This is a genomic window from Streptomyces sp. NPDC089919, from assembly GCF_040684615.1.
In the GTDB taxonomy this organism is placed as follows: Bacteria; Actinomycetota; Actinomycetes; order Streptomycetales; family Streptomycetaceae; genus Streptomyces.
Genome location: NZ_JBFBGK010000188.1, coordinates 1 through 6,815 on the forward strand (window position 1 = coordinate 1; position 6,815 = coordinate 6,815).

7 protein-coding genes are annotated in these 6,815 nt (G+C 72.8%); 5 read left to right on the top strand and 2 right to left on the bottom strand.

The window, feature by feature from the left end:
- Positions 1–27: 27 nt before the first annotated feature.
- Together AB0O40_RS37035 and AB0O40_RS37040 are read right to left on the bottom strand one after the other, a co-directional pair.
- A complete protein-coding gene (locus AB0O40_RS37035; protein WP_365050536.1) occupies positions 28–603 on the bottom strand; it encodes a hypothetical protein in 576 nt (191 codons plus the stop codon).
- Positions 596–1,387 carry an alpha/beta fold hydrolase gene (locus AB0O40_RS37040; RefSeq protein ID WP_365050548.1) on the bottom strand — a complete coding sequence of 264 codons (792 nt, stop codon included), beginning with the start codon at positions 1,385–1,387 and terminating at the stop codon, positions 596–598. Before AB0O40_RS37040 ends, AB0O40_RS37035 begins: the two co-directional genes overlap by 8 nt.
- A 218-nt stretch (positions 1,388–1,605) precedes the next feature.
- Here AB0O40_RS37040 and AB0O40_RS37045 point away from each other — a divergent pair, with 218 nt between their 5' ends.
- The 5 genes from AB0O40_RS37045 (at position 1,606) to AB0O40_RS37065 (ending at position 6,709) form a co-directional block, all read left to right on the top strand.
- A complete protein-coding gene (locus AB0O40_RS37045) occupies positions 1,606–2,346 on the top strand; it encodes a lysophospholipid acyltransferase family protein (protein WP_365050538.1) in 741 nt (246 codons plus the stop codon).
- A gap of 47 nt (positions 2,347–2,393) precedes the next feature.
- Entirely contained in the window at positions 2,394–3,599 is a 1,206-nt protein-coding gene (locus AB0O40_RS37050) for a DUF5931 domain-containing protein (RefSeq protein WP_365050540.1), read from the top strand.
- Positions 3,600–3,686: 87 nt separating this feature from the next.
- Entirely contained in the window at positions 3,687–4,394 is a 708-nt protein-coding gene (locus AB0O40_RS37055; RefSeq protein WP_365050542.1) for a response regulator transcription factor, read from the top strand.
- A gap of 145 nt (positions 4,395–4,539) precedes the next feature.
- Complete coding sequence (locus AB0O40_RS37060; RefSeq protein WP_365050544.1) at positions 4,540–5,571, top strand: 6-phosphofructokinase; 1,032 nt, start codon at positions 4,540–4,542, stop codon at positions 5,569–5,571.
- 139 nt (positions 5,572–5,710) lie between these two features.
- Positions 5,711–6,709, top strand: a complete 999-nt coding sequence (locus AB0O40_RS37065) for a 2-hydroxyacid dehydrogenase (RefSeq protein ID WP_365050546.1) — start codon at positions 5,711–5,713, stop codon at positions 6,707–6,709.
- Positions 6,710–6,815 lie beyond the last annotated feature (106 nt).

Here is a 6,815-nt window from a genome sequence, read left to right on the forward strand (position 1 = left end):
TGTGGGCACCCGCGCCGACCTCGCCGACTACCACCGCCTCAAGGGCGAGCAGGTCGACGCCGTGATCGCGGACAGCGGGCTGGTGCCGGTGTCGGAGCCGTCGTCGTCGCCGGACTGCATCCGCGCGATCAGCGTGGCGAAGCCGCCGAGGAAGCCGCCGACGCCCAGGGTCGTCAGCCACCAGGTCATGTCCCACTGCAACAGCACCGCGAGCAGCAGCAGCACCGGGCCGCCCACCACCGCCAGCCAGGCGAACTTGGCGGTCGTGTCGGCCTCCGGCAGCCCCGGGTCCGGCGGGACGAAGTGGCCCTCGTCGTCGTCCCCGTCGTCGTCCGAGGGCTCCGCCAGCTGGTGGTCACGGGGGCCGACGCCCACGCCCGGGGCGAAGACCACCGAGCTGCCCAGCGCCGGCTTCGGCGGCGCCGGGTCGGCCGGCGGCTCCTCCGGCTCCGGCAGCAGCAGGTCCTCGATCGGCTTGAACGGCCGGGAGCCCGGCGGGTCAGCCGGCTCCTCGCCGTACCCCGCGACGATCGCGGCCCACGCCGCGTCCTCGTCCAGCGGCTCGCCGCCGCCGTTCGAGATCTTGCCGTCCTGCTCAGCCACCGGTGGCCGTCCCCTCCTTGCCGACCGCGCCGAGCTGCGGCGCGAGCCGGGCGATGAATGCGTACGAGTCGTCGAAGATGCGCTCTGCGTCATGGTCCAACGTCGCGACGTGGTAGCTCTGTTCCAGCAGCGTCTCGGTCACGTCCGTGGACGACACCCGGCTGAGCACCCGGGCCGAGTCCACCGGCGGTACGACGTGGTCCTGGGGGCTGTGCAGCAGCAGCACCGGCTGCGTCACCTGCGGCAGCTCGGTGTCCACCAGGCGCAGGAACTCCCGCAGCGAGTGCGCGGCGCGGGTGGGGACGCGGTCGTAGCCGACCTCCGCCGAACCGGGCTTGGCGATGTCGCTCGCGATCCCCGGGGTCGAGCGGACGAAGTGCTTGGCCACCGGCAGCAGGACCGCCAGCTTGTCATGCACCTTGTTGGCCGGGTTGACCAGCACGATGCCGCTGACCGCGTCGCCGTGCCGGGCCGCCAGCCGCAGGGTCAGCGCCCCGCCCATCGACAGGCCGAAGACGAACACCTGCGAGCAGCGCTCCAGCAGCTCCCGCAGCGCCCGGTCCACCTCGGCGTACCAGTCCTGCCAGCCGGTGAGCTGCATGTCCTGCCAGCGGGTGCCGTGCCCGGGCAGCAGCGGCAGCGACACCGTCAGCCCCCGGCCGGCCAGGTACTCGGCCCAGGGGCGCAGGGACTGCGGCGAACCGGTGAAGCCGTGGCAGAGAAGGACGCCGACCTCTCCGCCCTCGTGGCGGAACGGCTCGGCACCAGGCAGGACGGGCACCAGGGACTCCTGTTCAGGGGGGTTCGGAGGGGTTCGGCGGGGGTGCGGCGAGGGGTTCGAAGGGAAATCGAAAGAGAGGTGCGCTGTGTGCCCTTCACGGTACGCGACCGGGATGACACCGACCAGGGTCGGCGTCCGGCGGGGGCGCGCCCGGCCGCGGGCGAGAGGCCGCGCCCGCCAGGGGTTAAGGTCTGTTCGACGGACACAGGAAGGCTTTCGAGTTGATCTACGGCGCAATGAAGTTCTCCATCGGGGGATCCCTGAAGCTCGCCTTCAGGCCCTGGGTGGAGGGCCTCGAGAACATCCCCGCCGAAGGCCCGGCGATCCTCGCGAGCAACCACCTCTCCTTCTCGGACTCGTTCTTCCTCCCGGCCGTGCTGGACCGCAAGGTCACCTTCATCGCGAAGGCCGAATACTTCACCTCCCCGGGCGTCAAGGGGAAGCTGACGGCCGCGTTCTTCAAGGGCGTGGGCCAGCTCCCGGTGGACCGCTCCGGCGCCCGCGGCGCGGGCGAGGCGGCCATCAAGAGCGGCATCGGTGTCATCGAGCGCGGCGAGCTCTTCGGTATCTACCCCGAGGGCACCCGCTCGCCCGACGGCCGCCTCTACCGCGGCAAGCCCGGCGGCCTGGCGCGGGTCGCGCTGGCCACCGGCGCCCCGGTCATCCCGGTGGCGATGATCGACACCGAGAAGGTGCAGCCGCCCGGCAAGGTCCTGCCGAAGATGATCCGGCCGGGCATCCGGATCGGGAAGCCGCTGGACTTCAGCCGCTACCACGGCATGGACAGCGACCGCTTCATCCTGCGTTCGGTGACCGACGAGGTCATGTACGAGATCATGAAGCTCTCCGGCCAGGAGTACGTCGACATCTACGCGACGGCCGCCAAGCGGCAGATCGCCGATGCCGAGAAGGCGGCCAAGGAGGCCGCGAAGGACGCGCCCAAGGACGCCGGGGCGCAGTAGCCGGACCCGCCCCGCACCGGGCGGTGGCGGCTCCGACGGGGGTGGGTATGGCCAAGCGGGAACGCGTCGTGCGGATGTCGGTCGAGCAGCCGCTGTGGCGGGCGCTGGCCGCGTACCGGCCGCTGACCGCGGTGTACGCGGTGCTGCTCTTCGCCTCCTCGTACCACCACTTCGTCCGGCCCTGGCTGGCCGTGGGCTATCTCGCGGTGCTGACCGGCTGGACCCTGGCCACCCTGCCGAAGGTCGCCGGGGCGGCGGCCTGCACCCGCCGCTTCCTCGGCGCCGACCTGGCGCTGGCGCTGGCCGGCATCCTGCTCACCCCGCTGGCCGACGCCCACGACCGGATCGCGGCCGGGGGCTCCACCCTGCCGTCCATCTGGACCGCCGGCTCGGTGCTCGCCTTCGCCCTCAAGGGCGGCTGGCGGTGGGCCTGCTTCGCCTCGAGCTTCGTGGCCGTGGCCAACGTGGTCGAGCGGGGCGCGCCCACCCAGGACACCGTGCACAACGTCCTGCTGGTCTGGGTCGCCTCGGTGGCCATCGGGTACGTCGTCCAGGTCGCGCGGGCCAGTGAGGAGACGCTGGCCCGCGCCCTGGAGATCGAGGCCGCCACCCGCGAGCGGGAGCGGCTGGCCCGGGACATCCACGACGGCGTCCTCCAGGTCCTGGCGATGGTCCAGCGGCGCGGCACCGCCCTGGGCGGCGAGGCCGCCGAGCTGGGCCGGATGGCCGGCGAGCAGGAGATCGCGCTGCGCACCCTGGTCTCCACCGGCCTGGTGCCGACCTCCCGGATCTCCCGGGACGCCGCCCGCGGCGCCCTGGTCAGCGCGGTCGAGGAGGCGGAGCCGGAGCAGGACGAGAGCGCCGAGCTGGACCTGCGGGCGCTGCTCGCCCCGCACGCCGGCAGCCGGGTCAGCCTGGCCGAGCCGGGCGCGCCGGTGCTGCTGCCGGCCCCGGCCGCCCGCGAGCTGGCCGCGGCCACCCTGGCGGCCCTCGACAACGTCGCCCGGCACGCGGGGGAGCGGGCCCACGCCTGGATCCTGGTGGAGGACGAGCCGGCGGCGGTGATCGTCACGGTCCGGGACGACGGGCCGGGCATCCCCGCCGGCCGGCTCGCCGAGGCGGAGGGCGAGGGCCGGCTCGGCGTGGCCCAGTCCATCCGCGGCCGGCTGCGCGACCTCGGCGGCACGGCCGACCTGGTCTCCGTACCCGGCCAGGGCACCGAGGTGGAGCTGCGGGTGCCGCGCGGGCGCTGACGGAGCGGGGACACGCAGGAGGACCGGCGGGCCGCGGCGCCCGGACGGGACCGACGAAGATCTACGACGAGCACGAGGGGCGGGGCGATGGAGCAGGCCAGGGAGCAGGCGGACGGCACGGCGGGGGCCGGGGAGCCGGCGATCCGGGTGATGGTCGTGGACGACCACCCGATGTGGCGGGACGCGGTGGCCCGGGACCTGGCGGCGGCCGGCTGCGAGGTGGTGGCCACCGCGGGCGACGGCCCGCAGGCGGTCCGCCGGGCCCGGGCGGTGACCCCGGACGTGCTGGTCCTCGACCTCAACCTGCCCGGTATGCCCGGGGCGCAGGTCTGCAAGGAGCTGGTCGGCACCGACCCGGCCCCGCGGGTGCTGGTGCTCTCCGCCAGCGGGGAGCACGCGGACGTGCTCGAGGCGGTGAAGTCCGGCGCCACCGGCTACCTGCTGAAGTCGGCCGGCGCGGACGAGCTGATCGACGCGGTCCGGCGGACCGCCGCCGGGGACCCGGTCTTCACCCCGGGGCTGGCCGGGCTGGTGCTGGGCGAGTACCGGCGGCTGGCCGCCGACCCCGCCCCGGCCTCCCCGGACGAGCCCGGCGCGCCCCGGCTCACCGACCGGGAGACCGAGGTGCTGCGGCTGGTCGCCAAGGGACTGTCGTACAAGCAGATCGCGGAGCGGCTGGTGATCTCCCACCGGACCGTCCAGAACCACGTCCAGAACACCCTGGGCAAGCTCCAGCTGCACAACCGCGTGGAGCTGGTGCGGTACGCGATCGAGCGCGGGCTTGACGAGGGGTAGTTCCCCGTACGGGTGAAAGCGTCTACGCAAGTACCCGTAATGTCACCGGAATTGATCGTTCGGACACCCTCGGGGTGACCTGCGTCACCATTAGCGTGGCCGCCATGCGGGCCCCCGTGGGCCCTTCTGGCGAAAGGGAGATTCCATGAAGGTCGGAGTGCTCACCGGGGGCGGGGACTGCCCCGGTCTGAACGCGGTCATCCGGGGCGTGGTCCGCAAGGGCGTCCAGGAGTACGACTACGGCTTCGTCGGCTTCCGCGACGGCTGGCGGGGCCCGCTCGACGGCGACACCGTGCCGCTGGACATCCCGGCGGTCCGCGGCATCCTGCCGCGCGGCGGCACCATCCTCGGCTCCTCCCGCACCAACCCCCTCAAGACCGCGGACGGGGTCCGCCGGATCAAGGACAACCTCGCCAAGTACGAGGTCGAGGCGCTGGTCGCGATCGGCGGTGAGGACACCCTGGGCGTCGCCGCCAAGCTGTACGAGGAGTACGGGATCCCCTGCGTGGGCGTCCCCAAGACCATCGACAACGACCTGTCGGCCACCGACTACACCTTCGGCTTCGACACCGCCGTCGGCATCGCCACCGAGGCCATCGACCGCCTGCACACCACCGCCGAGTCCCACATGCGGGTCCTGGTCGTCGAGGTCATGGGCCGGCACGCCGGCTGGATCGCCCTGCACTCGGGCCTGGCGGGCGGCGCCAACGTCATCCTCATCCCCGAGCAGCGCTTCGACCTGGACCAGGTCTGCGCCTGGGTGACCTCCCGCTTCAAGGCCAGCTACGCGCCGATCGTGGTGGTCGCCGAGGGTGCGATGCCCAAGGACGGGGACCTGGTCCTCAAGGACGCGGTCTCCCGCGACTCCTTCGGGCACGTCCGGCTCTCCGGCGTCGGCGAGTGGCTGGCCAAGCAGATCGAGGAGCGGACCGGCAAGGAGGCCCGCACCACCGTCCTCGGCCACGTCCAGCGCGGCGGCACGCCCAGCGCCTACGACCGCTGGCTGGCGACCCGCTTCGGCCTGCACGCCATCGACGCGGTGCGCGACCGCGACTTCGGCAAGATGGTCGCGCTGCGCGGCACGGACGTGGTGCGGGTGCCGATCGCCGAGGCCACCGCCAAGCTGAAGACCGTCGACCCGGCCCTGTACAAGGAGGTCGGGGTGTTCTTCGGCTGACCGCCGCGTCCGGTGGGCGGAGCCGGACGGCGGGTCGTATATTCGGGACCGTTCGTGACATTCCGGGCGGTCCCCGGTGTTCCGGCACCTCGTACCGGCACCAGCGGCCCACCGCCCGGCGCACCCAGGGGAGCAGCACGTGGAAATCCTGGCCTTCGGCGTGACGGCCGACGAGAAGCCGCTCCTGGAGGCGGCCTTCGCCGGGCAACACGAGGTCCGCTGCCTGGACGTGTTCCTCGGCGAGGACACCGCGCCGATCGCCGCCGGGTACGAGGTCGTCAGCTCCAGCGTCAACGCCGACCTGAACGGCCGGGTGCTGCGCACCCTGGCGGCCGGCGGGACCCGGATGATCGCCCAGCGGTCCACCGGCTTCAACAACATCGACCTGGACGTGGCGACCTCGCTGGGCATGACCGTCAGCCGGGTCTCGTACTACTCGCCGTACTCGGTCGCCGAGTTCGCCTGGACCCTCGCGATGGCGGTGAACCGCCGGATCGTCCGGGCCGCCAACCGCACCCGCGACTTCGACTTCCGGCTCAACGGCCTGATGGGCCGGGACCTGCGGGGCCGGACCGTCGGCGTGCTCGGCACCGGCAAGATCGGCGAGGCCTTCAGCCGGATCGCGGCGGGCTTCGGGATGCGGCTGCTGGGCTGGGACGTGGCGGAGAACCCGGCCTGCGTCGAGCTGGGCATGAAGTACGTCGACAAGGAGACGCTGCTCGCCGCCGCGGACGTGGTCAGCCTGCACGTGCCGCTGCTGGACAGCACCCACCACCTGATCGACGCGGCGGCGCTGCGGGTGATGAGGGACGACGCGATCCTGGTGAACTCCAGCCGGGGCGGGCTGGTCGACACGGACGCGCTGGTCGACGAGCTGCGGGCGGGCCGGTTCGCCGGCGTCGGCCTGGACGTCTACGAGGCCGAGGCCGGCGTCTTCTTCCTGGACAAGTCCCTGGAGGCGGTCCCGGACGACACGCTGGCGCGGCTGATCACCTTCCCGAACGTGGTGGTCACCTCCCACCAGGCGTACTACACGCATGACGCGGTCGGCCAGATCATCGACACCACGGTCGCCAACGTCGCGGACTACGTGGCGGGCCGCCGCAGCTCGAACACCTTGGTCCCGCGGAGCGCCTAGCCGCCCTGCGGGTCAAGGATTTGACCTTCTGTTGTCCGAAGGTCGAACTCCGTTGCCCGAATGCCGGATCCGTCCGGTTCACGCTCGAACGCCCATGACCAACAAT